At 46.7% G+C, this 24658-nt stretch carries 22 protein-coding genes and 1 pseudogene; 12 read left to right on the plus strand and 11 right to left on the minus strand.

Features of this window, described 5'->3' with window-relative positions:
- Nucleotides 1–3 precede the first annotated feature (3 nt).
- Nucleotides 4–555: a CNP1-like family protein gene (locus ICN13_RS00365; RefSeq protein ID WP_216138029.1), complete on the minus strand. Its 552-nt coding sequence runs from the start codon at nt 553–555 to the stop codon at nt 4–6.
- On the minus strand, nt 552–1151 hold the full coding sequence (locus ICN13_RS00370; RefSeq protein ID WP_216138031.1) for an RNA pyrophosphohydrolase: 600 nt from the start codon (nt 1149–1151) through the stop codon (nt 552–554). The genes ICN13_RS00365 and ICN13_RS00370 overlap by 4 nt, the downstream gene beginning before the upstream one ends.
- A 48-nt stretch (nt 1152–1199) precedes the next feature.
- On the opposite strand from ICN13_RS00370, the gene ICN13_RS00375 reads away from it, so the two are divergent.
- Nucleotides 1200–2939 (plus strand): proline--tRNA ligase, encoded by a 1740-nt coding sequence (locus ICN13_RS00375; RefSeq protein WP_216138033.1) that lies wholly within the window; start codon nt 1200–1202, stop codon nt 2937–2939.
- A gap of 4 nt (nt 2940–2943) precedes the next feature.
- Here ICN13_RS00375 and ffh read toward each other — a convergent pair whose 3' ends face one another.
- Entirely contained in the window at nt 2944–4326 is a 1383-nt protein-coding gene (gene ffh, locus ICN13_RS00380; RefSeq protein WP_216138035.1) for a signal recognition particle protein, read from the minus strand.
- 113 nt (nt 4327–4439) lie between these two features.
- On the opposite strand from ffh, the gene ICN13_RS00385 reads away from it, so the two are divergent.
- The 5 genes from ICN13_RS00385 to ICN13_RS00405 all read left to right on the plus strand — a co-directional run bounded on the left by ICN13_RS00385 (nt 4440) and on the right by ICN13_RS00405 (nt 11114).
- On the plus strand, nt 4440–5195 hold the full coding sequence (locus ICN13_RS00385) for an inner membrane protein YpjD (protein ID WP_370622927.1): 756 nt from the start codon (nt 4440–4442) through the stop codon (nt 5193–5195).
- Between the two features lie 3 nt (nt 5196–5198).
- On the plus strand, nt 5199–6017 hold the full coding sequence (gene ampD, locus ICN13_RS00390) for a 1,6-anhydro-N-acetylmuramyl-L-alanine amidase AmpD (RefSeq protein WP_255533970.1): 819 nt from the start codon (nt 5199–5201) through the stop codon (nt 6015–6017).
- Nucleotides 6018–6346: 329 nt separating this feature from the next.
- Nucleotides 6347–9274 carry a ribonucleoside-diphosphate reductase subunit alpha gene (locus ICN13_RS00395; protein ID WP_370622953.1) on the plus strand — a complete coding sequence of 976 codons (2928 nt, stop codon included), beginning with the start codon at nt 6347–6349 and terminating at the stop codon, nt 9272–9274.
- A gap of 44 nt (nt 9275–9318) precedes the next feature.
- The gene (locus tag ICN13_RS00400) at nt 9319–10503 is read left to right on the plus strand and encodes a ribonucleotide-diphosphate reductase subunit beta (protein ID WP_216138048.1); all 1185 of its coding nucleotides are present in this window, start codon (nt 9319–9321) and stop codon (nt 10501–10503) included.
- Nucleotides 10504–10835: 332 nt separating this feature from the next.
- Nucleotides 10836–11114 (plus strand): hypothetical protein, encoded by a 279-nt coding sequence (locus ICN13_RS00405; protein ID WP_370622928.1) that lies wholly within the window; start codon nt 10836–10838, stop codon nt 11112–11114.
- A gap of 184 nt (nt 11115–11298) precedes the next feature.
- Here ICN13_RS00405 and ICN13_RS00410 read toward each other — a convergent pair whose 3' ends face one another.
- The 7 genes and pseudogenes from ICN13_RS00410 to ICN13_RS00435 all read right to left on the minus strand — a co-directional run bounded on the left by ICN13_RS00410 (nt 11299) and on the right by ICN13_RS00435 (nt 16929).
- Nucleotides 11299–12258: a carbohydrate kinase family protein gene (locus ICN13_RS00410; RefSeq protein ID WP_216138051.1), complete on the minus strand. Its 960-nt coding sequence runs from the start codon at nt 12256–12258 to the stop codon at nt 11299–11301.
- 65 nt (nt 12259–12323) lie between these two features.
- Nucleotides 12324–12938: a DUF3426 domain-containing protein gene (locus ICN13_RS10095; protein ID WP_255534036.1), complete on the minus strand. Its 615-nt coding sequence runs from the start codon at nt 12936–12938 to the stop codon at nt 12324–12326.
- Nucleotides 12927–13847 (minus strand): annotated as a pseudogene (prmA, locus tag ICN13_RS10100) (50S ribosomal protein L11 methyltransferase); the annotation flags it as partial. The gene ICN13_RS10095 and the pseudogene prmA, both read right to left, overlap by 12 nt.
- 16 nt (nt 13848–13863) lie before the next feature.
- Nucleotides 13864–15228: an acetyl-CoA carboxylase biotin carboxylase subunit gene (accC, locus tag ICN13_RS00420; RefSeq protein WP_216138055.1), complete on the minus strand. Its 1365-nt coding sequence runs from the start codon at nt 15226–15228 to the stop codon at nt 13864–13866.
- Nucleotides 15229–15255: 27 nt separating this feature from the next.
- Nucleotides 15256–15723, minus strand: coding sequence for an acetyl-CoA carboxylase biotin carboxyl carrier protein (gene accB, locus ICN13_RS00425; RefSeq protein ID WP_216138061.1), 468 nt, complete (start codon nt 15721–15723; stop codon nt 15256–15258).
- 36 nt (nt 15724–15759) lie between these two features.
- A complete protein-coding gene (aroQ, locus tag ICN13_RS00430; protein ID WP_216138063.1) occupies nt 15760–16209 on the minus strand; it encodes a type II 3-dehydroquinate dehydratase in 450 nt (149 codons plus the stop codon).
- A 192-nt stretch (nt 16210–16401) separates the two neighbouring features.
- On the minus strand, nt 16402–16929 hold the full coding sequence (locus ICN13_RS00435) for a TlpA disulfide reductase family protein (RefSeq protein WP_216138064.1): 528 nt from the start codon (nt 16927–16929) through the stop codon (nt 16402–16404).
- Nucleotides 16930–16955: 26 nt separating this feature from the next.
- Here ICN13_RS00435 and mpl point away from each other — a divergent pair, with 26 nt between their 5' ends.
- From mpl to mtgA, 6 genes are read left to right on the plus strand one after another with little or no spacing between them, the layout of a single operon-like run.
- Nucleotides 16956–18353 carry a UDP-N-acetylmuramate:L-alanyl-gamma-D-glutamyl-meso-diaminopimelate ligase gene (gene mpl, locus ICN13_RS00440; RefSeq protein ID WP_216138067.1) on the plus strand — a complete coding sequence of 466 codons (1398 nt, stop codon included), beginning with the start codon at nt 16956–16958 and terminating at the stop codon, nt 18351–18353.
- A 40-nt stretch (nt 18354–18393) separates the two neighbouring features.
- Nucleotides 18394–19128 (plus strand): 3-oxoacyl-ACP reductase FabG, encoded by a 735-nt coding sequence (gene fabG, locus ICN13_RS00445; protein WP_216138069.1) that lies wholly within the window; start codon nt 18394–18396, stop codon nt 19126–19128.
- Nucleotides 19129–19130: 2 nt separating this feature from the next.
- Nucleotides 19131–21134: a ribonuclease catalytic domain-containing protein gene (locus tag ICN13_RS00450; RefSeq protein ID WP_216138071.1), complete on the plus strand. Its 2004-nt coding sequence runs from the start codon at nt 19131–19133 to the stop codon at nt 21132–21134.
- Nucleotides 21135–21150: 16 nt separating this feature from the next.
- The gene (locus ICN13_RS00455) at nt 21151–22005 is read left to right on the plus strand and encodes an energy transducer TonB (protein WP_255533971.1); all 855 of its coding nucleotides are present in this window, start codon (nt 21151–21153) and stop codon (nt 22003–22005) included.
- 42 nt (nt 22006–22047) lie between these two features.
- Complete coding sequence (gene aroE, locus ICN13_RS00460) at nt 22048–22953, plus strand: shikimate dehydrogenase (RefSeq protein WP_216138073.1); 906 nt, start codon at nt 22048–22050, stop codon at nt 22951–22953.
- 24 nt (nt 22954–22977) lie between these two features.
- A complete protein-coding gene (gene mtgA, locus ICN13_RS00465) occupies nt 22978–23721 on the plus strand; it encodes a monofunctional biosynthetic peptidoglycan transglycosylase (protein ID WP_216138075.1) in 744 nt (247 codons plus the stop codon).
- 25 nt (nt 23722–23746) lie between these two features.
- On the opposite strand, the gene pyrF is transcribed toward mtgA, so the two are convergent.
- On the minus strand, nt 23747–24586 hold the full coding sequence (pyrF, locus tag ICN13_RS00470) for an orotidine-5'-phosphate decarboxylase (protein ID WP_216138077.1): 840 nt from the start codon (nt 24584–24586) through the stop codon (nt 23747–23749).
- Between the last annotated feature and the right edge of the window lie 72 nt (nt 24587–24658).

Below are 24658 nucleotides of genomic sequence, written 5' to 3' on the forward strand. Positions count from 1 at the left end.
GCATCAGAACGCAGGAGCTGGGGGATCACCAGTAAAAGACTTAGGATCTAGGCTCTGTAAAACAGTCTTCAGGCTCGTTTCTTGAGAATTCAAATTGCAAAATGCACCCTGCGCTAATGCGGCTTGATAGCGATTTGGGATATTCGATTTGATGGCAGCCCATGATCCTAGAGGATTTTCGTTCCACTTGTTGTTATCGAATGTCCCATACAAACGCCACTGAAAAGAGTCGCAGCGAATTCCTTCGTATTGAACCTGCATTCCGCCGCTCGGATTGGTAATCACAACTGTATAGCGTGTAACACCATCTTTTCCGATCGCAATAGAGTTCGTATCTACTGCAAACTTGAAAATCGTGGTTTGGGTAACATAAAAGGGTAGCAGAGTAGATTTATTAGGTGGATTTGAAGGTAGGGTAGTTGTACCTTCCTTAAATACCATTGGCGCATATGGATCAAGGCCGCTTTGCATAGGGTCGCCTGCACATGCCATCAGGCTTGCTCCAATTGAAATGCTAATCGCGTAGGCACTGATTTTGCGTAACTTAGCATTCATTTTTCTTTATCCGATTTAGTAGATGGTTTGTGTTGATCGTCATGGCCAGTATAGAAAGACTGAATGAGATCAAGCGGAGTTCCCCAAGCAAGCTGCTGCATCCTGATTCCCCTGGAAAGGTAACGCGCTAGTTCTGAAAGGGCTAATTCATAAACTTCTCGCTTGAAATCAATGACTGTATCAAGTTGGATCCAGAAAGGCACCCAACGCCAAGCATCAAATTCCGGGTGGTCTGAGGCGCGTAATTGAATATCGCTATCTAAGCCAACTAGGCGCAGAAGGAACCAAATTTGTTTTTGGCCACGGTAGGCGGTACGGTGGATGCGAGTGGCGTGTTGACGGCGCAAGTATTCCTCAGGGACGTCATAACGAAGCCAATCCCTAGTTCGTCCAATAATTTGGACATGCTCCGGCAGCAAGCCAACTTCCTCATGCAATTCGCGGTACATGGCCTGCTCAGGGCTTTCACCATGCTGAATCCCACCCTGTGGGAACTGCCACGAATGCTGCCCAACGCGTTTTCCCCAGAAAACCTCGTTGCGGCCATTAAGGAGGACAATGCCGACATTGGGGCGATACCCTTCACGGTCAAGCATGATCGTGCCTCAAATCCTTTAAAATCAATGATTTGATTATATCCATACATGAAAGCATCACAATCATTTCTCGCCACGCTAAAAGAAGCGCCCTCTGACGCAGAGGTGGTTTCGCACAAACTCATGGTGCGGGCAGGTTTAATTCGCAAGCTTAGCGCTGGCGTATATAACTATTTGCCGCTTGGTTTGAAGGTGATTCGTAAGGTTGAAAACATCATTCGCGAAGAAATGAATCGTGCTGGTGCAATTGAATTACTGATGCCAATGATCCAGCCTGCTGAATTATGGCAAGAGACGGGCCGCTGGGAAAAAATGGGTCCTGAATTGCTGCGCATTAAAGATCGTCACGATAGAGATTTTTTGATTCAGCCAACTTCTGAAGAAGTAATCACCGATTTAGCTCGTAATGAAATTAAGAGTTACAAACAGCTACCGGTGAATTTCTATCAGATCCAAACTAAATTCCGCGATGAACGTCGCCCACGTTTTGGAATCATGCGCGGTCGCGAGTTCAGTATGAAAGATGCTTACTCATTCGATCGCGATACTGAAGGTCTAAAGAAGTCGTATCAAATCATGTTTGATGCTTACACTCGCATCTTCAAGCGTATGGGTCTGAAGTTCCGTGCAGTCACAGCGGATAACGGCGCCATTGGCGGATCTGGTAGTCAAGAGTTTCACGTGATTGCAGACACTGGTGAAGATGCCATCGTGTATTGCCCAAACTCTGATTACGCAGCAAACCTAGAGGCAGCAGAATCCCTTGCATTGATAGCAGCAAGGGCTGCAGCAAGCGCCACTATGACTAAAGTTCCAACGCCTAATCGGAGCACTTGTGCTGATGTCGCCCAGTTTCTCAATCTTCCATTGGAAAAAACGGTAAAGACTTTATTGTTTGCTGCCGACCAAGAAAAAGGTCCAGCCAAACTCTTCATGTTGCTAGTTCGTGGCGATCATGATTTGAATGAAGTGAAGGCCAGCAAGATTCCAGGTATGGCCGAGTCACGCTTTGCTACAGAGGCTGAGATTAAGCAAGCATGTAATGCTCCAGCAGGATACTTAGGCCCTGTAGGCATAAGCGCCGATGTGACTGTCGTGGCAGATCGTACGGTTGCCAATATGTCTGACTTTGTATGCGGCGCTAATGATGCCGGACACCATTTGACAGGAGTGAACTGGGGGCGTGATTTACCAGAGCCACTCATTTTGGATATTCGTAATGCAGTGATTGGTGACCCTTCTCCGGATGGCAAAGGTGTTGTGGATATTTGCCGCGGCATTGAAGTGGGTCACGTCTTCCAATTGGGCACACGTTATTCAGAGGCAATGGGCTGCACCTATCTTGATCAACAAGGTAAAGCACAGCCCATGGTGATGGGTTGCTACGGTATTGGTGTGACTCGTTTGTTAGGCGCTGCCATTGAGCAAGGTCATGATGAGCGCGGCATTATTTGGCCAATCTCGATGGCGCCATTTGAAGTGGTCATTTGTCCAATGGGTTACGACAAATCTGAGGCAGTGAAGTCCGCCTGCGATCAATTGCATGATGATTTGCTTGCTGCTGGCATTGATGTGATTTTGGATGATCGCAATGAGCGTCCAGGCGCTATGTTTGCTGACTGGGAGTTGATTGGTGCGCCATTCCGCGTGGTGATCGGTGATCGTGGTTTAGCGAATGCAGAAGTGGAATTTAAAGGTCGCACCGATGCAGAATCGCAAAACATTCCGCTAACAGAGATCAAGGCAAAAGTGATTGCTGCTGTTCAGGCAGCGAAGAGCTCAATTTAATAAGTTATTTTTTAAAGAGTCCGCCAATACCTTTGGCGGCTCCTTTTGCAGCCATGCTTGCCATGGTACGAGCCATTTTCCCGCCCTTGAATTGCTTCATCATGGTTTGCATTTGCTCAAATTGAGCTAGTAGCCGATTGACTTCTTGCACTTCCACCCCAGCACCTGCGGCAATGCGCCGTTTGCGACTAGCCTTCAGTAACTCAGGTTTACTACGCTCACGCGGTGTCATGCTATCGATAATCCCACGCATACGCGTAGTTTGTTTATCTGCATTACTCAGATTTGTTTTGGAGGCTGCTTGAGCAACTTGGCTTGGCAGTTTATCCATCAAGCTCGCCATGCCGCCCATCTTTTGCATTTGCATGAGTTGATCACGGAAGTCTTCTAAATCAAATCCACCTTTAGAAATTTTTGTAGCGAGCTTTTCAGCTTTAGCAACATCAACGTGTTGTTGGGCTTGCTCAACCAGCGCCAAAATATCGCCCATGCCCAAAATGCGATTGGCCATGCGTTGTGCATCAAAGGCCTCAAGGCCATCCATCTTCTCAGCGACGCCAATAAATTTGAGTGGTACACCAGTGACTTGACGCACGGAAAGGGCGGCACCACCGCGTGAGTCGCCGTCTAGCTTAGTAAGAATGACACCAGTTAGTGGCAATGCTTCATGGAAGGCCTTAGCTGTATTGACAGCATCTTGACCGAGCATGGCATCAACTACAAATAAAGTTTCGATTGGATTTAAGCTTGCATGCAAAGTTTTAATCTCTTGCATGAGTGCTTCATCAATGCCTAAGCGACCCGCGGTATCGACTAAAACTACATCAAAGTAATGACGGCGCGCCCAATCTAAGGCTGCAAGAGCAATGTCGTTTGGTTTTTGATTAACGTTGCTCGGGAAAAATTCTGCGCCGACTTGTTTGGTGACCGTTTCTAACTGTTCGATAGCAGCAGGGCGATAGACGTCACAAGAAACCGTCAGAACTTTTTTCTTTTTCTTTTCTTGGAGCCATTTGGCCAGCTTACCAACAGAAGTGGTTTTACCTGCACCTTGTAGGCCCGCCATCAAAATCACGGCTGGGGGTTGAGTGGCTAAATTGAGCTCACCGCTTTGATTGGTGTCCCCCACCATCACTTGGGTGAGTTCGCGCTGCACTACGCCAACCAGAGCTTGACCTGGACTCAGGCTGCCAACCACTTCCTCACCAAGGGCTTTAAATTTAATTTGTTCTAGTAAGGATTTGACAACTGGGAGGGCTACGTCGGCCTCGAGCAAGGCTAGACGGATCTCCCGCAGCATTTCTGCAGTGTTGTCTTCAGTCAGGCGGGCTTGTCCCCGCATCGTTTTAACAACGCGTGAAAGACGGTCGGTGAGGTTCTCTAGCATTTATCGATTAGACTTTCCAGATGGATATTTTAGGTTACTCAAGTTCGGGATGGCTCCCGTCTGCCCTTTACTTGTTTCTTTTGCTCATTTTGGGCTCGAGAGCCAAGGGCAGCGTGGATTCCCCCTTATTCGCTGGGCTTGTGCAGGCAGGTATTTTCCTGGCCTTACTGGTTCATGCCGTTGAACTCCACGACTCAGTCTTCACAGATCAAGGGTTTGTTTTTGGCTTTGCGCAGGATTTATCGCTCATTGCCTGGGTTGGCCTTGCCTTTTATTGGTTTCAGTCCTGGTTTTTGCCCATTTCTAGTTTGCGTTGGATGGCTTTGCTCTTTGCCTGCGTATGCACTTTGCTGCCGAACCTGTTTCCGGGAATTTTGATTTCACCTAAAGCAGTCTCGGATCCTTGGTTCAAGGGACACTTCATCGTAGCAACAATTGCTGTTGGTTTACTAAGCTTGGCTGCTATGCACGCCTTATTGATGAGCGTTCAAGACCGCGCCTTACATCGCCAGTTTGCTTTTGTTCCAAACAGTCGTGCTGCTCATTGGTTAGAGGAGCTTCCTCCACTCATGACAATGGAGAGTCTCTTATTCAACTTGCTGTATGTTGGCTTTGCGCTTTTAACCCTGACAGTATTTTCTGGCTTGTTATTTTCCCAGGCGCTATTTGGCAAACCTTTTATCTTTGATCACAAAACAATTTTTGCATTGATTTCTTGGTTCTTATTTGTCAGCTTACTGATCGCTCGTTGGAGGGTTGGCTTGCGAGGTAGAGCTGCGATTCGTTGGGTGCTAAGCGCCTATACCGCTTTGCTGCTCGCATATGTTGGCAGCCGTTTTGTGTTGGAAGTAATTCTTCAGAGAGCATGACCTTTGCTTAAGTGGCTTTTACTATTTGTTGGAGCGGGTCTTTTGTATTTTTGGCTGAAGGGAAAAAAGCAAGCCAAATTTAATCAGAAGCAATCGGCTAACACCAAAGCCAACAAGGCTCAGACCCCAACAGAGCCTGAGGTAATGGTGCAATGTCAGTGTTGCAAAGTCCACTTACCAAAACCTGATGCCATTGTTTATGACAACCGGTTCTATTGCTCAAAAGAGCACCTCAATACATTCGATCAGCAAGGTTGGATTGGTGCCGCAGATTGGCGCATGTCACCCAATCAAGATGCGCGACCAGAAAATATCAATCCTGATTTATTCGTCATTCATCACATTAGTTTGCCGCCCGGTGAATTTAGAAGCCGCAAGTCTAGTCAACACATCATCGATTTTTTTCAAAACAGATTAGATGCAAGTGCGCATCCTTATTTTGCAGAGATTGCAGATCAAAAAGTTTCAAGCCATTTTCTGATTACTCGTGCAGGAGAATTAATTCAGTTTGTTTCCACTCGAGATAGAGCGTGGCATGCTGGCGCATCTTCTTTTATGGGTAGAGAAAGATGCAATGATTTTTCTATTGGCGTTGAGTTAGAGGGTGACGGCGATAGCCCATTTGAGGAGGCTCAATACAGAGCATTAACAAGGCTTGTTCAGAATTTGCAACAGAGTTACCCCAATTTGCAATTTGCAGGCCATAGCGATATCGCTCCAGAGCGAAAAACGGATCCCGGAAAATATTTTGATTGGGAAAAGTTCCAAAAAGAGACAGGTATTTCGCCAGAAAAAATACCTTACGGATTAATTTCTCGTTAGTTCAATCTTTGTATGTGAGCATACGCTCACTTTGTTAGCCTTTAGCTAAAAAGGGCTAAAAATTCCGCACCAAAATGACCCCTAAATTACTGTAAAACTTAGTAAAAATACTAATAAGTAATTGCCAGAAAAAGCTTACCAAACACTAAATATTTCCCTATACTTAGTGCCTAATGCGCTTCGAGACACTAGATGTAGTGTTTGAATACAGCAATACCCCATTGTTTTTTAACGATTTTTTGTCCAAATAACTATATATAAGCAGGAGCAACATGACATACGCCAATCCTCAGACAGCAGGCCAGCCAAGTGGTGCCAATAACCCAGGAATGAGTCCTGTTGGAGGAATGAATCAAGCTCCTTCCGCCGGTTTTGTAGCCGGTGGTGTTGGTGGTAGCCAGGCAACCCAGTTGTCTGATTACAAAATTATTCGCCGTAATGGTTCTGTTGTTGCATTTGAGCCATCCAAGATTGCAATTGCAGTAACTAAAGCATTTTTGGCAGTGAATGGTGGCCAAGGTGCAGCATCTGCACGCGTGCGTGAGCAAGTTGAGCAGCTGACACATTCTGTAGTGCGCGCTTTATTGCGTAGCCGTCCAAACGGTGGCACCTTCCACATTGAAGATATTCAAGATCAAGTTGAGTTGGCTTTGATGCGCAGTGGAGAGCACAACGTTGCTCGCGCCTATGTTCTCTATCGTGAGAAGCGTAATCAAGAACGTGCTGCCCAGCAAGAGGCTTCTCAAGATACGCAAGTAGCAAACCAGACTAGCGAGACCGGTATCAAGGTCACTGATGATGGTGTTGAGAAGTGGCTCGATATGGCTGCTTTGCGCACTGTAATTGAGGCAGCCTGCGAAGGCTTAGGCAATCATATTGATGCCACACCAATCATTACTGAAACGATTAAGAATTTGTACGATGGCGTACCAATGGCGCAAGTCTATGACTCTGCGATCTTGGCTTCCCGCACCTTGATTGAAAAAGATCCAGCGTACAGTCAAGTGACAGCGCGCATTTTGATGCACACGATCCGCAAAGAGATTTTCGGTAAAGAAGTATTGCAAGGTGATACACAAGCCGAATACAGCACTTACTTTGCTAAGTACATCAATGAAGGCATCTCTGCAGAGTTGTTAGATCCACGTATGCGCGAGTTTGACTTGCCACGCTTGGCTGCAGCCTTGAATGCAAGCCGTGACTTGCAGTTCAACTACCTCGGTTTACAAACTTTGTATGACCGTTATTTCTTGCACATTGAAGAGCGTCGTATTGAAATGCCACAAGCATTCTTTATGCGCGTAGCAATGGGCTTGGCTTTGAATGAGATGGATCGTGAGCGTCGTGCGATTGAGTTCTATGAAATCCTCTCTACATTTGATTTCATGTCCAGCACACCAACCTTGTTCAACTCAGCAACAACTCGTCCACAGCTCTCTAGCTGCTACCTGACTACAGTTGATGATGATCTTGATGGTATCTACGAAGCTTTGAAAGAAAACGCATTACTTTCCAAGTTTGCTGGTGGCCTGGGTAATGACTGGACGAACGTCCGTGCTTTGGGTAGCCATATCAAAGGTACCAACGGTAAATCACAGGGTGTTGTGCCATTCTTAAAAGTGGTTAATGACACTGCAGTTGCTGTGAACCAAGGTGGTAAGCGTAAGGGCGCAGTTTGTGCTTACCTCGAAACTTGGCACTTAGATATCGAAGAATTCTTGGAGTTGCGTAAGAACACTGGTGACGACCGTCGTCGTACCCACGATATGAATACATCAAACTGGATTCCTGACTTGTTCATGAAGCGCGTTATGGAAAACGGTGACTGGACTTTGTTCTCACCTTCTAATACGCCTGACTTGCATGACAAGTTTGGTAAAGCGTTTGAAGAGGCTTATGTTGCTTACGAGCAAAAAGCGGATCGCGGTGAGTTGAAGCCATTCCGCAGAATCCCTGCCCAGCAGTTATGGCGCAAGATGCTGGGTATGTTGTTTGAAACCGGTCATCCATGGATTACTTTCAAGGATCCATGCAATATTCGCAGCCCACAGCAGCACATTGGCGTAGTTCACTCCTCAAATCTGTGTACAGAGATCACTTTGAATACAAACGAGACTGAGATTGCGGTTTGTAACTTGGGTTCTGTGAACCTGACTGCTCACATGACAACCGATGCTAGCGGCAAGATGATTTTGGATCACGAGAAGCTCCAGAAGACTGTGCGCACTGCTATGCGTATGCTCGATAACGTAATCGATATCAACTATTACGCAGTTGCTAAAGCTCGTAACTCTAATTTGAAGCACCGTCCAGTTGGTATGGGCATCATGGGCTTCCAGGATTGCTTGCATATGCAGCGTATTCCTTACGCTAGCGATGAGGCTGTGAAGTTTGCTGACTCTTCGATGGAAGCGGTTTGCTACTACGCCTACCAAGCTTCATGCGAATTGGCTGAAGAGCGTGGTGTGTATAGCACTTATAAGGGTTCTTTATGGGATCGCGGCATCCTCCCACAAGACTCAGTGGCACTTTTAGCCCAAGAGCGTGGCGGCTATGTAGAGGTTGATAATTCCTCCACTATGGATTGGGGCGGTTTGCGCGCTCGCATTAAGCAGCACGGTATGCGCAACTCCAATTGCGTAGCGATTGCGCCAACAGCAACGATTTCCAACATCATTGGTGTTTCAGCCTGTATCGAACCGACATTCCAGAACTTATTCGTGAAATCTAACCTTTCAGGCGAATTCACAGTGGTTAATGAGTACTTGGTACGTGATTTGAAGGATCGCGGCCTCTGGGATGAAGTCATGATTGCGGATTTGAAGTACTTTGACGGTACTTTGTCTAAGATTGATCGCATTCCACAAGACTTACGTGATTTGTATGCAACGGCCTTTGAGGTTGAGCCGAGCTGGTTGGTTGAAGCAGCTTCTCGTCGTCAGAAGTGGATTGACCAAGCTCAGTCATTGAATATCTACATGGCAGGCGCGTCAGGCAAGAAATTGGATGACACCTACAAGTTGGCATGGTTGCGTGGTTTGAAAACAACCTATTACCTCCGCACAATGGCAGCTACCCACGTTGAGAAATCAACTGTTGCTAGTGGTCAATTGAACTCAGTTTCTAGTGGTGGCGGCGTAAACGGTACAGATGCAGCCGCTGCTGCAGGTGCTGGTAGTGCGGTTGAAGCAGATGGCCCAGTTTGCACAATGCGCCCTGGTGATGCTGGCTTTGAAGAATGTGAAGCATGCCAATAAGCCATTCGCTTATTGGCCATAAATAGAAGAATTAGGAGAAAGTTATGTTGAATTGGGAAGAGGAAGTTGCTCCAGCACTAGCGAAAGCTGGTATTGCACCGCAGCCGGTTGCAGTGGAGCCACAACGTCCACAGCCAGATCAAGTCGCAATGGCACCACAGGCTGCTGCATCTGCTCCAGTAGCAGCTGCTAATGTGTCTGGTGGCGCCGCTATGCGTGTAAACGCTGCTGATAAGCGCGTGATTAATGCTAAGACTGACGTCAATCAGCTTGTACCTTTCAAGTACAAATGGGCTTGGGAGAAGTATTTAGCTGGTTGCGCAAACCATTGGATGCCGCAAGAGATCAATATGAACCGCGATATCGCGCTTTGGAAAGATCCAAATGGTCTGACAGAAGACGAGCGCCGCATTATTAAGCGCAATCTTGGTTTCTTTACGACTGCCGATTCTTTGGCCGCTAACAATATTGTTTTGGGTACTTATCGTCATATTACTGCTCCAGAATGCCGCCAATACCTATTGCGCCAGGCTTTTGAAGAGGCAATTCATACCCACGCCTACCAATATATTGTGGAATCTTTGGGTCTAGACCAGTCCGAAATCTTCAATGCGTATAACGAGATTGAGTCAATTCGTGCCAAAGATCAGTTCTTGATCCCCTTTATCGATGTATTAACTGACCCAAATTTCAAGACTGGCACATTAGAAGCTGATCAAAAATTACTTCGTTCGCTGATTGTTTTTGCTTGCGTAATGGAAGGTTTGTTCTTTTATGTTGGTTTTACGCAAATACTTGCAATGGGTCGTCAGAACAAAATGACGGGTGCTGCTGAGCAGTATCAATACATCCTTCGCGACGAGTCAATGCACTGCAATTTTGGTATCGATTTGATTAACCAAATCAAGCTGGAGAACCCGCAGTTATGGACTTCCGCGTTCAAAGACGAGATTAAATCCATCTTCGAAAAAGCAGTCGAATTAGAGTACCGTTATGCCGAAGATACGATGCCTCGGGGAGTGCTCGGATTGAACGCTCCGATGTTCAAAGGATACCTAAGATACATTTGTAATCGCAGATGTTTGCAAATAGGACTTGACGCGATGTTCCCAAATGAAGAGAATCCATTTCCATGGATGTCAGAAATGATTGATCTTAAGAAAGAACGAAACTTTTTTGAGACACGCGTTATTGAGTATCAAACTGGTGGTGCGCTAAGTTGGGAGTAGTTGGCAGTAAGTAAGCGCACAGCCGGTTAAATTGGAGATTAGACGGTTGGATAGTTTAAGAAGTCAGCAAAAACAGACTCAAATCCGAAAACCCTTGCTCAAGGGTGCCTGGGCTATTCTCTCTATTTTTTCCAGCACATTTAAGAAGCCGTTGTCCTTCGGGGCCACGGCTTTTTTTCCAGGATTCATTAGCGTGCAGCACTTAGCATCAAGCCGCGCGCCGATGAATGGCTCGCTCGTCAGCTCCAAAAGGTTGCAAAACCAGGCGGAATTAGATGGTCGGGTCTTCTTAATGTAGTTTGTACTAATCCTCACGTGAAGGAGTAACACACATGGCAACAAAGAAAAAACCTGCTGCAAAGAAACCAGCTGCTAAGAAAAAAGTAGCTGCTAAGAAACCAGCTGCTAAAAAAGTAGCTAAAAAGAAGCCAGCTGCTAAGAAGCGTCCAGCTGCTAAAAAAGCTGCTGCTAAGAAGCCTGCTGCTAAGAAGCGTCCAGCTGCTAAGAAAAAAGCTGCTGCTAAGAAGCCTGCTGCTAAAAAAGCCGCTAAAAAGAAGCCAGCCGCTAAGAAGCGTCCAGCTGCTAAAAAGCGCGTAGCAAAAAAAAAGTAAGTAAGCCTGCTGCGAAGAAAGCGGGCTCTGCTGTAAAAAAGCCCGCGGCTAAGAAAGCTGCAATAGCATCAACTGCCGCTGCTTGGCCCTTCCCAACTGGCACACGTCCTTAATCAGACGGGTGTTATTAGAAGGGGTCTCTAATGAGACCCCTTTTTTATTGCCTGGAATTTCTGGAGGGCGCTTAGTAGCTAAAGCCGAATGCCGTCTTGAAATGCTCAGCAATCTGAGCTTGGCTTAATTGGTGATTTTGTGGTCCCTGATGGGTAATCTTGATAGAGCCCATCAAGCTAGCCAGGCGACCAGTGGTTTCCCAGTCCATGCCACTTTCTAGTCCAAAAAGTAATCCACCGCGGAATGCGTCGCCACATCCAGTGGGATCTACTACTTTTGCTGCAGGTACTGGCGGAATAGAAATACATTTACCTTCGGAGTAGATGTCCGCGCCTTCAGCGCCTTTGGTCACAATCAATGCTTTTACCCGTTCAGCGACTTTTGCTAGGCTAAGCCCTGTTCTTTGGGAAAGCATTTCGCCTTCATAGTCATTTACCGCTAGGTAGCTAGCGATATCAACTAACTCAAGAAGTTCTGGCCCATTAAACATTGGCAAGCCTTGGCCTGGATCAAAGATAAAAGGAATATTGGCTTCTGCCAATTGATGGCAGTGCTCCCACATTCCTTGACGACCATCCGGAGCCACGATTCCGAATTGAGCTACGCCCTTAGAGTTTTTGCTGCGTTCGGCAATGACCGCAGAAACTTGGTTGAGATGGGATTCAGCCATGGCGCCTGGATGAAAGGCGGTAATTTGATTATTGGCTTGATCGGTTGTGATCATGGCCTGAGCAGTAAAGGACTGGTCAATTTGACGAATGTGGCTAGCATCAATCTGCAATTGCTCAAGACGCTGCATGTAGGGGGTAGCATCGCCGCCAACAGTTGCCATGATGATGGGATCGCCACCTAAAAGCTTGAGGTTATACGCAATATTACCTGCGCAACCACCAAATTCTCGGCGCATAGTGGGCACTAAGAAGGCCACATTCAGGATATGAATCTGCTCAGGCAGGATTTGGTCGGCAAATTTGCCTTCAAAGTTCATGATGGTGTCGTAGGCGATAGAGCCGCAGATCAAGCTAGCCATAAATTACTTTCTGTAAAGGGATGAAGATGCATCAGGGTCAAAAATAAAGAAAAATAGGATTAGTCTTAGGGGTAAACCACCCGCACTCGATAGCCTGCAGCATTTTGCGGCAATTGAATTGGTAAGGCGGTTTGGATTTGCTCCCCGGAGGCGATACCCGTGCGCAAAAAATCAGGATGAGACTCTTGCCAAGCAGTAGGTAACCATTCTTTTGGAGAGAGTTGGATCGATTTGATCTCAGTCTCTTCTGCATCAGTGAGAGAAATTTCTAAATTTGGGGCTAAAACAGGTATCGCAAGACGATTTTGTATTTCAACTTGCAGTATCGATTGATTTGCGCCGCTTTTAAGGCCCTCTCGCGCGTTTTCAGGCGACAGGGCGGCTGAAGTTATTTTCCACGCAGCAAAATCGCTTACAGAGCGATTTACGCAGCCTAGTACGCGACACAATTTTTCATCAACATGCTGCAAAACTGAAAATGCGCTGACTAAAAAAGAATTTGATGTGCCGTCAATGCGTGGTGCTAATGCTGGAAGCAAAGAATTTCTCGAAAGATGCTCACCAAATACCAGCAGCAGAACAAAAAGGCAGGCTAATAGAGCTAACTTAACGCTTTTTTTTTGCGCAGGCGCAGCAAAAACAGTTGTTTTGTGGATGTCTGTCGATAAAGTTCCGTGCAAGCAAACCCATCCGTCATTATCTTTCCAAACAGAGAGCTTTAGCCATTGGCTGTAGGTGGCAATCACCTCGTCTGCTTGGCGAGCAAGAACTCCAGATAGAACAATTTGTCCGCCTGGACGCATTTTGTTGACCAATGCTGGAGCGAGTACTTGAAGCGGGTTAGCCAAGATATTAGCCATCACGATCTCGTACTTAGTCTGCGCAGCAAGCTCTGGCGCATCTTCATTAGGTAGAACAAACTGAATAACGGTATTGTTAATTTGTGCATTGCTGCGTGCGGCAACCATCGCTTGAGGGTCGATATCAGTACCAACAACAGGATTGCAGCCAAGTTTTGCGGCCGCAATGGCAAGAATGCCGGAGCCACAACCGTAATCGAGCAAACTTTGATTGCTTAGTTTGCTCTGTTCTTCGAGCCATAACAAACACAAATGGGTAGTAGGGTGGCTACCGGTGCCAAAAGCTAAGCCTGGATCAACGGCCAAACAGATCGCATTTGGATCGGTGGGGGCATCATGCCAAGAGGGTACGACCCAAATTCGTTTACCAATTGGGATGGGGGCAAATTGGCTTTGGGTCAGTCTTACCCAATCTTGCTCTTCAACAATTCTTTCTTGGGGGGCTGATAACTTAAAGCCAGCCTCTTTTAGAGAGGCAAGTAATTCAGGAATAAATTCTGCGCTAGCTGAATCATCAATGTCGGGATTAAAGAGCGCGGTAACTGAAGATCTATCCCAGGCTTGCACTTCAGGGGATAGGCCGGGCTCTCCATAGAGTGGATTCTCATCGTACCCACCAGCCGCATCATCCTCTACGGTGACAGATAGTGCGCCCAATTCCAGTAGCGCATCGCCTAAGGGTTCCGCTGTTTCAGCAACTACCGTGAAGATCAGTTCACGATAAGACATAAGGCACTCGCATTAATTAAGGTTTTCCGCGACTTGCGGCTTGTTCTTCTAAGCGATGCTCTAGATAGTGAATACTGGTGCCGCCTTCCATGAAGTTAGGGTCTAGCATTAATTCACGGTGCAAGGGTACGTTAGTCGTAATGCCATCAATCACCATCTCCGACAGGGCAATTTGCATACGGCGGATCGCTTGTTCGCGAGTATTGCCATAGGAAATTAATTTGCCAATCATCGAGTCGTAGTTTGAAGGAACCACATAACCGCTATAGGCATGAGAGTCGACACGAATTCCGGGGCCGCCTGGCATATGGAAAGAGCCAATTTTGCCCGGGCTTGGTGTGAACTTGAACGGGTCTTCAGCATTCAGACGGCATTCAATTGCATGGCCGCGGAACACAATATCTTTTTGGCGATAGGCTAATTTGAGGCCAGCAGCAATCCGAATCTGCTCTTGAACAATATCTACGCCGGTAATCATCTCAGTCACAGGATGCTCAACTTGAACGCGAGTATTCATCTCAATGAAGAAGAATTCATTGTTTTCATAGAGGAACTCAAACGTACCTGCACCACGGTAACCAATTTTTCGGCAGGCTTCTGCGCAGCGCTCACCAATTTTGGCGATCAAGCGACGATCGATGCCTGGTGCTGGAGCTTCTTCAATGACTTTTTGATGGCGACGTTGCATAGAGCAATCACGTTCGCCAAGCCAAATTGCATTGCCATGGGTATCGGCCAGAATTTGAATCTCTACGTGGCGAGGTTTTTCTAAAAACTTCTCCATATAGACCTCTGGGTTACCAAACGCGCGACCAGCTTCTTCTTTGGTCATATTGACAGCATTAATCAATGCTGCCTCAGTATGAACAACTCGCATGCCTCGACCACCACCACCGCCAGCAGCTTTAATAATGACTGGGTAACCCACTTTTTTTGCAGTAGCAACAATTTCTTTTGGGTTATCAGGAAGGGCACCTTCAGATCCAGGAACGCAAGGAACACCCGCTTTAATCATGGCGCGTTTTGCTGATACTTTGTCGCCCATGAGACGAATTGATGCAGCAGTTGGTCCGATGAAGGCAAAGCCTGATTTCTCAACGCGTTCAGCAAAGTCGGCATTCTCAGAAAGGAAGCCATAACCAGGGTGAATTGCTTCGGCATCGGTTACTTCGGCTGCAGAAATAATTGCAGGCATATTGAGATAACTTAGTGGAGAAGGCGCCGGCCCAATGCAGACGGCTTCATCAGCTAGCTTCACATATTTCGCTTCTTTGTCTGCAGTGGAATACACCACGACAGTTTTAATTCCCAACTCACGGCATGCGCGTTGGATACGGAGAGCAATTTCTCCCCGATTGGCGATCAGAATCTTATCGAACATGTCAGCTCTAAGTTAGGTAGGAATGGATTAAGCAATGATGAAGAGTGGCTGATCAAATTCAACGCCTTGACCGTTTTCGCAAAGAATTTCTTTCACTACCCCAGCGTGCTCTGACTCAATCTCATTGAGTAATTTCATCGCTTCGATGATGCAAAGTGTTTGACCTACTTTTACAGTGTCGCCAATGTTGACGAAATTCGGAGACTCCGGATTTGGTGCGCGGTAGAAAGTGCCCACCATCGGGGAGCGAGCAACAAAACCAGATTCAGCAGCAGGAGCTTCGGCTGCTGGAGTTGTAGCAGGAGCAGGTGCGGCAGCAGGAGCAGCTTGCGCAGCTTGTGCAGGCGCAGGAGTTGCATAAACTACCTGTCCAGTAGGAACTGAAGAGCCAGAGTTAACAATGCGTACACGGTCTTCGCCTTCATTAACCTCTAGCTCAGAAATGCCTGATTCAGAAACTAGGTCGATCAAGGTTTTTAATTTTCTTAGATCCATGCGAGTACTTCCTCTCTTGTAATTCTTTAAATAAATTTATTTTTGTAAACGGGCAATGGCTGCCTGCAGTGCTAATTCATAACCGATTGCGCCAAGGCCACAAATCACCCCGGTTGCGATATCAGACAGATAGGAGTGCTTTCGGAACTCTTCGCGCTGATGAATATTGGATAAGTGGATTTCCACAAAGGGGATGGCAACTCCAGCCAAAACGTCACGCAAAGCAACGCTAGTGTGGGTAAATGCACCTGGATTGATGATGATGAAATCAACCTCGTCTAGTTTGGCTTTTTGAATGCGGTCAATAAGCTCGCCTTCATGATTGCTTTGATAAGTGCTTAGGTCTACAGATTGGGCCTTAGCCAGATCTTCTAGTTTTTGATGGATGTCTGCCAGGGTAGTTTTCCCGTAAACCTCTGGTTCACGAGTACCCAGCAGATTGAGATTTGGGCCCTGAATTACGAGAATTGAAGCTTTTTTCGACATAGATCCCTGTTTTTAGAGGCAGTTAGATGTTAATTGCTTCACATACTATGCCAGCAGTATACCCGCTCAATAATCTAAAAATAGGAATTTTGGGGGCTATTGGACCATGTTATTTATAGGAAATCAGCTTTATTGCCACATTTTTGTGCAATAAGGGGGTAAGCTGCTAGCTGCAAAGATCAATAAAATTACTTATAAAGCAGCTTTAATTGCCTTTCTGAGCTCATCTTCGCTTATCTTTCCTAATTTTGTATAAGTTGACTTACCTTTAGTATCAATAATGACGGTATAAGGTAGGGCGCCTTGGGTATTGCCCATTTGCTTGGATAGATTGCTGCCTTCAAGTCCGCCAATGAGGATTGGATATGAAACAGGGGTACTTTTCAGAAATTCACGAATATTAGATGGTGAATCGATGCCGATACCGACAAATAAGACATTTTGCTGTAAGTACTCCTGCTGAAGTAAATCCAAAGTAGGCATTTCTTCAACGCACGGGGGGCACCAGGAGGCCCAAAAGTTCACTACCAGGACTTTTCCCTGCCATTCGGCTGAATTAGCAGCTTTTCCATCTGGAGTTTGCCAAGGGTTAGCAAAAAAGGCTTTTACTGAAGGTTCGCTAGCCAAGCCAGTTTTAGAAATCCATTGCGAGGTAAAGATGCCGCCAAGCAAGGCTATGAGGCTAATTCCGCAGATGGTGATTAATTGTCTTCGGTTCATTGCAAGTCCTTCGCTAAAATTCGTGGATGCATATACATATCTTGGGCATCTGCGGTACTTTCATGGGCGGCATTGCCGCAATTGCTCGGCAAGCCGGACATCGTGTAACTGGTTGTGATGCTAACGTGTATCCACCAATGAGTACTCAACTCGAGGCTCAAGGTATCCAACTGATTGAAGGATTTTCACCAGATCAATTATTGCAGTTTGAGACGATGCCTGATTTATTTGTAATCGGCAATGTGGTTTCACGTGGAAATCCATTGATGGAAGCCATCCTTAACCAAGGACTCCCTTATATCTCTGGTCCACAGTGGCTCGGTGAACAAGTTTTATACGGCAGGCATGTTTTAGCGGTTGCCGGCACCCATGGCAAGACAACTACATCTGCCATGCTTACTTGGATTCTAGAATTTAATGGTTACAAGCCGGGGTATTTAATTGGCGGAGTACCACTCAATTTCACGGTGTCTGCACGTTTGGGTGAGAGTAAATATTTTGTGATCGAGGCCGATGAGTATGACACTGCCTTCTTTGATAAGCGGAGCAAGTTTGTCCACTACAGACCACGCACTGCTTTATTAAATAATTTGGAGTTTGATCATGCCGATATTTTTGCTGATCTGGCGGCCATTGAGACTCAGTTTCATCATTTGGTGCGTACCGTTCCGAGCGATGGTTTGTTGGTGGTCAATGGTGAAGAGCCTGCCCTGGCTAGTGTGATTACCAGGGGCGCCTGGGCACCAGTTGAACATTTTGGTCATGAGTCTACTAATGAGTGGTCATTCATTTCTCAAGATGGCGACGGATTTATTGTGCGTCAGTCCGGCAAAGAAGTCGCGAAGGTGAACTGGGCTTCAGACTCAGGGGTGATGGGTCGACACAATCAACTTAATGCGTTAGCAGCCATTGCATCAGCAAATCACATCGGTATTTCACCTGCAGATTCTGCGCGCGCTTTAGCAGAATTTAAAAACGTCAAACGACGTCTTGAAACGATCGGAATTGCAAATGACATTACTGTTTATGACGATTTTGCGCATCACCCAACTGCTATCACAACCACTGTAGATGGTTTGCGTCGTCGTGTTGGTAAGGCGCGCATTCTGGCCGTATTAGAGCCTCGCTCCAATACGATGAAGCTTGGCGTCATGAAGGCCCAGCTTCCTGGTAGCCTTAATCAAGCTGATGTCGTTTTTGCCTATGGCGCCGAGACTGGTAAGGAATCTCTGGGCTGGGATTTAGCGGAGGTTTTATCTCCACTCAATGCAACAGAACAAGGTAAGGCGCAAGCTTTTAATGATCTGGATGCTTTAGTGAATGCAGTTGTCAAAGAAGCAAGACCTGGCGATCATATTTTGGTTATGAGCAATGGTGGATTTGGTGGCGTTCATCAAAAAATATTAAAAGCGATTACTGTTTAACAGGCGCGATCAGAATCAATCTAAATACAGAGAGTAAATCATGGGCAATAGATTAAAAGATAAGGTAGCAATCATCACGGGTGCTGCAAAAGGAATTGGTTTTGCTACTGCCCAGCGCTTTGCCCAAGAGGGTGCAATTGTGATCATTGCGGATATGAATCTAGAGTTCGTAAAAGGCGCTGCCGCACAAATTCCAAATGCGGAAGCCTACGCCATGAATGTGACAGATCGCGCCAGTATTCAGGCAGTTGTGGATCAAGTGATGCAAAAACATGGTCGCATCGATATCCTTATTAATAACGCTGGCATTACGCAAGATGCTCGCTTAGTCAAGATGACAGAGGCACAGTTTGATACGGTGATTGATGTCAATTTAAAGGGCGTATTTAACTGCACTCAGTTAATTGTTCCGCATATGTTGGAGGCTAAGTCAGGCGCAGTTGTGAATGCCTCTAGCGTTGTCGGTCTGTACGGTAATTTTGGTCAGACCAATTACTCGGCGACTAAGTTTGGCGTCATTGGCTTTACCAAGACTTGGGCGCGTGAGCTTGGCCCTAAAGGCATTCGTGTGAACGCGGTTTGTCCTGGATTTATTGCAACCGAGATGGTGAAAGCAATGCCAGAAAATATTTTGCAAGACATTGAAAGGCGCAGTTGGCTTGGGCGTCTTGGCACTCCAGAAGAAATGGCTAATGTCTATCTATTCTTGGCTAGTGATGAGGCTAGCTATGTCAATGGTGTTGCTTTAGAGGCTAGCGGCGGAATCTCTCTCTAAGCATGAATCTTTTATATGAAGAAGGTGGCGATATCAAGATTGCCACAGTGCAGTCTGCATCAGGCTCGGGCGATACTGAGTCTTGGCAGGCTACTAGCCTTTCTGGAAAAAAGATCAAGCTTAAAGCTAAGGAAGTTTGGTTACGCTTTGAAAAGCCTGAAGCCCAGGCCGTCATGGATGAGGCCTCTGCTTTATCGAAAGATATCGATTTGCAACTGCTGTGGGACTGTGCTCCGGAAGAAGAGTTTGGGTTAGTCGATGTTTCTCATGAATACTTTGGTGCGCAAGCAACTATTCCACAGCAGGTTTCGTTGGGAATTGCTTTGCAAGGAGCCCCGGTATTTTTCCGTCGTAAGGGGCGCGGCCGTTTTCAGAGGGCACCACTTGAACAATTACAGGCTGGTTTAGCTGCGCTTGAGCGTAAGCAAAAAGAGCTGGAGCAGCAGTCTGCATGGCAACAAGAATTGGTCGCTGGTACTTTCCCAGAAACGCTCAAATCATCTGCTCAGCAGTTATTGTTTTCACCCGATAAAAATACTACCGCCTATAAAGCATTGATGGCTGCGTGCACTGAGACTGGGGAGTCTCCTGCGCAGTTAATGATTCGGTGTGCTGCAATTGATTCACCTCTGGCGTATCACCAAGGAATGTTTCTTAAGGCACATTTCCCAAATGGTGCTGCACACAGTCAAAGTGTTGGGGTTGATCAAGCTGCCTATGCGGCTGCTATTGCAGAGTTACCGCTTGCAGACGTAAAAGCTTTCTCTATTGATGACGCAGGCACCACCGAGATAGATGATGCGCTCTCGGTGACGGAGCTAGAGGACGGCGGTCATCGTATCGGCATTCACATCGCTGCTCCTGGTTTGGCGATTTCTAAAGATGATCCCTTGGACCAAGTGGCACGGGCTCGCATGTCCACTGTGTATTTTCCGGGTGACAAAATCACGATGTTGCCGGACTCAGTGATTGAGCAATTTTCTTTGGATGAGGGCGCGCCGAGGCCAGCTCTGTCGATCTATGTGGATATTGATGCTGAAGGACTTGCAAATAGAGATTCGTTACAAATGCGCGCTGAGATGGTGCCCATGGCAGCCAATTTGCGCTTAGAGGATATCGAGCATCTCGTCAGCGAAGAGAGTTTGCAAGATGAGGGCGCTAGCTATCCTTATCGAAAAGAGCTTGCTATTTTATGGATGGCTGCTAAGCATCTGCATGCTGCACGTCAAGAAAAAAGAGTTGCTAATGGCCTGCGCGCTGAGCAGTTAGGTTTAATTGATCCAAATGCTTTAGCGAGAGATTTTCATTTTCAGATTCAGGATGCCAATGGAGTGCAGCGTGTTGAGATTGTTCCCCGTCAGCGCGGCTCTATTCTCGATACGATTGTTGCGGAGTGGATGATTTTCTGTAATAGCGCTTCCGGCCAGCTTTTAGCCGATCATGGTTTGCCTGGTTTATTCAGAACCCAGAAAGGTTGGGGTCCTTTGCGTACTCGCATGCAAACAACACCGGGGCCACATGAGGGTCTTGGTTTGGATTACTACGCATGGTGCACCTCGCCACTGCGCCGCTATTCTGATTTAGTAAACCAATGGCAACTCATTGCCTTAGCTAAACATGGTGTAACCGCAAAGATGGTAGCGCCCTTTCCGCCGCGTGATGCAGCTTTAATGGGTATTGCAGCTGACTTTGAATCTTCCTATCAAACCTATGGTGAATACCAAGATAGGTTAGAAAAATACTGGTGTCTGCGTTGGGTTAGTCAAGATGGTGAGTCTAAGAATGTGCATGTACGTCATTTAAAAGAAGGTATGTCTCGACTGGAGTTGGTACCACTACATCTCCCGATTCCAGAATTAGCAAGCCACCCACGTATGACTCGTGCTGAAGTAGTTTTAACAGATGTCGATTTATTGCAATTAAGTGCCGCTATCAGGGTGCTAGAGGTCGAAGCCAAGATCGAGGTGCCCCAAGTGAGTGCCGATGAAGATGGTAGCGCGGCCTAAATTGACGGAGGTGGCGATGCCTGCAACATTGCACAAAGCCGTCCTTTACCTTCAGACTGCTTGGCGTCATCATCCTTTTCGTTTGGCACTGTGTGTATCACTATTAATTCATATTATTTTTTTATCGGTACGTTGGGGATTTGGAGAGATTGAGAATCGTCGCCTTAATACCCCTCTGAGTGTTGTCTTGGTAAATGCCAGCAATAAAATTCCACCGAAAGAGGCTGACAAATTAGCGCAAGCAGATTTACAGGGCGGCGGCAAAACCAGTAATCAAGATGCAACTGCATTACACCGTGCTCGCTTGGGAGCAGAGGCTCGCCTTGAGGTTTTAGAAAAGCAGCAGAAGCAAATGCTGGCAAAGCTAGATGAGCAGCGGGCTCGTTCAGGTGGACGTAAGAGTGGGGATGATCAGAAGATGACACCACAACTCAATTCACTTGAAGCTGAGTTAGCCAAGCGTTTGCAGGCCGATGGTCGCGAACCCCGTCGTAAAGTTTTAACTGGTACCAGTGCCAAAGCAGTGACATTTGCACATTACTACGATGCGATGCGTCAAAAAATTGAGGCGTATGGGAGTGCATTTTTCCCACGCGCTAATGGCCGTCCTTTATATGGCAGTCTAGTGATTGTGGTCAGCGTGGATGCCCAGGGGCGAATTACTACAAATGCTCAGGGTAAAGATGGCTTATCAATCGGTCGTAGCTCAGGCAATCCTGAATTGGACCGGCAGGCGATCGCAATCGTGCGTGCTTCAGCACCCTTTGGACCATTCCCCTCGGAAATGCGCAATCAGATCGACATACTGGATTGGATTTCTACCTTTGAGTTCACGCGGGACGGCGCTGACCGTCTAGAGTTGCGTCATTAATTTTGAAAAATAGTTCGTAAATTCGCTTATTCTCTAGTCATCATGAATTCATCTTACTCAGCCGAGCTGCATACCGATCCCAGTGCATTTTCTGGGATGGATGTGTACGCCGTAGCTGGTAATCCAATTGCCCACAGCAAGTCGCCTGTCATTCACCAGCACTTTGCAGAGCAGGCTAAGCAAAAAATGCACTATGGCCGATTACAGCCTGAGATCAATGCATTTGCAATAGCGGCAAAAGCTTTCTTCGCTGCTGGTGGCAAAGGCATGAATGTCACCGTGCCGTTTAAATTAGATGCACAAGCGTTTGCTGACGTATTGAGTTCGCGTGCTCAGTTGGCTGGAGCTGTTAATACCTTATGGATGAAAGACGGCAAGGTTTATGGTGACAATACTGATGGTGCTGGGCTAGTGCGTGATTTATTGGCGCAAGGAATTTCGATTCAGCAATCCAGAATTTTGCTCCTAGGAGCAGGCGGTGCAGCCCGAGGTGTGATTGGGCCTTTGTTGGAGCAATCACCCAAGTGTTTGGTGATTGCCAATCGATCTAGCTCAAAGGCGGAAGAGTTAGTAAAGCTATTTGCTGATCTTGCAGCTACAAAAGAAGTAGCGCTTGAGTCTCGAGTTTTGGTTGAGCTGGAGGATGCTACAAGAACGCCATATCCATTTGATTTGGTGATTAATGCTACTGCTGCTGGATTGGTTGATGAATCTCCACTGACCCCCGCTGCTACAGCTAATATTTTTGTGCCAAGCTCATTTGCATACGATATGGTTTACGGAAAATCGACTGCCTTTATGCAACAAGCCTTACAAAAAGGTGCGCGTGTTAGTGATGGCTTAGGCATGTTGGTTGAACAGGCTGCCGATGCTTTTTTATTGTGGCGAGGTCAAGCCTTAGCCACAGCTATTGATCCCCGCGCAGTATTGGCTAAGCTTCGTAGTTAACTTACCCGCTGAGCATAATTTCTGATGCGTTGGCTCACTTATTTAGTCAAATGCCTGCTCGCTGGTTTTTTGGCAATGCAGATTTACTTTGCGCTTCAGATTGCCCTATGGATTGTGTTTAATCCTTCTAGCACTTCGTTTCAAAGGGCTGAACGTTGGCGTTTGTGCTCATGGCATTGGTCCTGTCCGGTTTATTCCGAGTGGACACCTTATAAGCAAATTTCTAATAACCTCAAGCGCGCAGTATTGGTCAGCGAGGACGATATCTTTTTTCAGCACAAAGGCTTTCGGATTGAGGATATGAAAAAAGCTTGGGAAAAGAATCAGCAAAAGGCTCAGGCGGCAGGTAGCTCTAAGACTGCATTGCGTGGCGGCTCAACTATTACCCAGCAGTTGGCTAAAAACCTATTTCTTTCTTCAGAGCAAAATTATTTGCGCAAAGGACAAGAATTCATCATTGCTGCACTTCTGGAGCTCACCCTTTCTAAAGAGCGCTTATTTGAGATCTATCTCAATTCAGTCGAATGGGGTGAGGGCATCTTTGGTATTGGAGCTGCATCTCATTACTATTACGCAACAACTCCAGCTGCATTGGGGCGCGATCAGGCTGCTGCCTTAGGTTCCGCACTACCTTCGCCAAAATGTTTTGACAAACCACCGTATTGCCGCAAGTCCAATATTCATTTTCCCACTCGCCAAGATTTCATTTTGGAAAATATGGATCGAGTGGCTTTAGCGCCTTACCCAGCGCCTAAAAGCAGTAAATAAGGAAATAAATCTTTAGGGTGTCAGCTTATTTTGCTGCAGCCCTAAGTGCGTCACGTGTGGTTTGTGCAACCACTCTTGCCGCCTGAGCAAAATCATTGCCAGTGCTTGCGTACAAAATAGCCCTAGAGGAGTTGATGATCATTCCGGTGCCAGGAGCACCTGCAATCCGACCCGCATTCACTGTTGCATCGATGTCACCACCTTGAGCGCCAATACCTGGAATCAGTAAGGGCATATCGCCAACAATGGCACGCACTTTGGCGATTTCTTCAGGGTATGTGGCGCCTACAACGAGACTAATCTGACCCGAGCCATTCCACTTTTGTGCGGCCAGTTTGGCCACATGCAAATAGAGGGGTTCTCCAGAGGCAATATTCAGAAATTGCAAATCTGAGCCACCAGGATTCGAGGTGCGGCACAACACAATCACACCTTTGCCTGCATGCTTCAGGTAGGGCTCAATAGTGTCAAAGCCCATATAAGGGTTAACGGTGACCGCATCTGCTCCATAGCGCTCAAAGGCCTCAAGAGCATAGTGATCTGCTGTGCTGCCAATATCGCCGCGCTTGGAATCTAAGATCACGGGGATATGAGGGTATTTATCCTTGAGGTGCCTGATGAGCTTTTCTAATTGGGCCTCGGCTCTTTGGGAGGCAAAGTAAGCAAACTGGGGCTTAAACGCACAGACTAAGTCTGCAGTGGCATCAGCAATGTCACGGCAGAACTCAAAGATCCCCTCGGGTTTGCCTTGGAGGCATTGGGGCAAGCGCTTTGGATCTGGGTCAAAACCAACACACAGCATGCTGCCTTGTGAAGCCCATGCAGACTGGAGTTGCTGGTTAAAGGTATTTGAGCGAGAGTTCATTGGATTTGGCTTATTTTAGTGAAACTGTCATGTTGTATAGGATAAACTAGCGCACATTCCTTAGGAGTTCAC

This window comes from Polynucleobacter sp. MWH-Berg-3C6, assembly GCF_018881855.1.
Classification (GTDB): domain Bacteria; phylum Pseudomonadota; class Gammaproteobacteria; order Burkholderiales; family Burkholderiaceae; genus Polynucleobacter.